This window comes from Pseudomonas sp. JDS28PS106 (assembly GCF_036706555.1).
Classification (GTDB): Bacteria; Pseudomonadota; Gammaproteobacteria; order Pseudomonadales; family Pseudomonadaceae; genus Aquipseudomonas.
This window is the reverse complement of sequence record NZ_JBAJGT010000030.1, coordinates 1-1,228: the sequence shown is the minus strand read 5'-3', so window position 1 is coordinate 1,228 and position 1,228 is coordinate 1. Positions and strand designations below refer to the sequence as shown.

General features: G+C 49.8%; 2 tRNA genes and 2 rRNA genes. All 4 read left to right on the top strand.

Features of this window, described 5'->3' with window-relative positions:
- A 16S ribosomal RNA gene (locus TRP66_RS23420) occupies positions 1–65 on the top strand; the annotation flags it as partial.
- Between the two features lie 125 nt (positions 66–190).
- Positions 191–267: transfer RNA gene (locus TRP66_RS23415), tRNA-Ile, on the top strand.
- 8 nt (positions 268–275) lie between these two features.
- Positions 276–351: transfer RNA gene (locus TRP66_RS23410), tRNA-Ala, on the top strand.
- 215 nt (positions 352–566) lie between these two features.
- Positions 567–1,228, top strand: a 23S ribosomal RNA gene (locus TRP66_RS23405); the annotation flags it as partial.

Here is a 1,228-nt window from a genome sequence, read left to right as displayed (position 1 = left end):
TCATGACTGGGGTGAAGTCGTAACAAGGTAGCCGTAGGGGAACCTGCGGCTGGATCACCTCCTTAATCGACGACTCAGCTGCGCCATAAGCTCCCACACGAATTGCTTGATTCATTGAAGAAGACGACAGAAGTAGCTCCAAGCTTTGAGCCACACGCTTCAAGCTTGATTGCGGTACGCATCAAGATTTAGGTCTGTAGCTCAGTTGGTTAGAGCGCACCCCTGATAAGGGTGAGGTCGGCAGTTCAAATCTGCCCAGACCTACCAGTTTTCCTGGGGCCATAGCTCAGCTGGGAGAGCGCCTGCCTTGCACGCAGGAGGTCAGCGGTTCGATCCCGCTTGGCTCCACCACTTCTGAATCGGAAGCTTAGACATGAACATTTGGTTCGAATGTTGATGTCTAGTCTTTGATTAGATCGTTCTTTAAAAATTTGGGTATGTGATAGAAAGATAGACTGTTGACCACTTTCACTGGTGGTGAACAGGCTAAGGTAAAATTTGTGAGTAATTGCAAGTTTTCGGCGAATGTCGTCTTCACAGTATAACCAGATTGCTTGGGGTTATATGGTCAAGTGAAGAAGCGCATACGGTGGATGCCTTGGCAGTCAGAGGCGATGAAAGACGTGGTAGCCTGCGAAAAGCTTCGGGGAGTCGGCAAACAGACTGTGATCCGGAGATGTCTGAATGGGGGAACCCACCTAGGATAACCTAGGTATCATGCACTGAATACATAGGTGCATGAGGCGAACCAGGGGAACTGAAACATCTAAGTACCCTGAGGAAAAGAAATCAACCGAGATTCCCTTAGTAGTGGCGAGCGAACGGGGACCAGCCCTTAAGTTGACTTGAGATTAGCGGAACGCTCTGGAAAGTGCGGCCATAGTGGGTGATAGCCCTGTACGCGAAAATCTCCTGGCAATGAAATCGAGTAGGACGGGGCACGAGAAACCTTGTCTGAATATGGGGGGACCATCCTCCAAGGCTAAATACTACTGACTGACCGATAGTGAACCAGTACCGTGAGGGAAAGGCGAAAAGAACCCCGGAGAGGGGAGTGAAATAGATCCTGAAACCGTATGCGTACAAGCAGTGGGAGCCTACTTGTTAGGTGACTGCGTACCTTTTGTATAATGGGTCAGCGACTTATATTCAGTGGCAAGCTTAACCGAATAGGGGAGGCGTAGCGAAAGCGAGTCTTAATAGGGCGTTTAGTCGCTGGGTATAGACC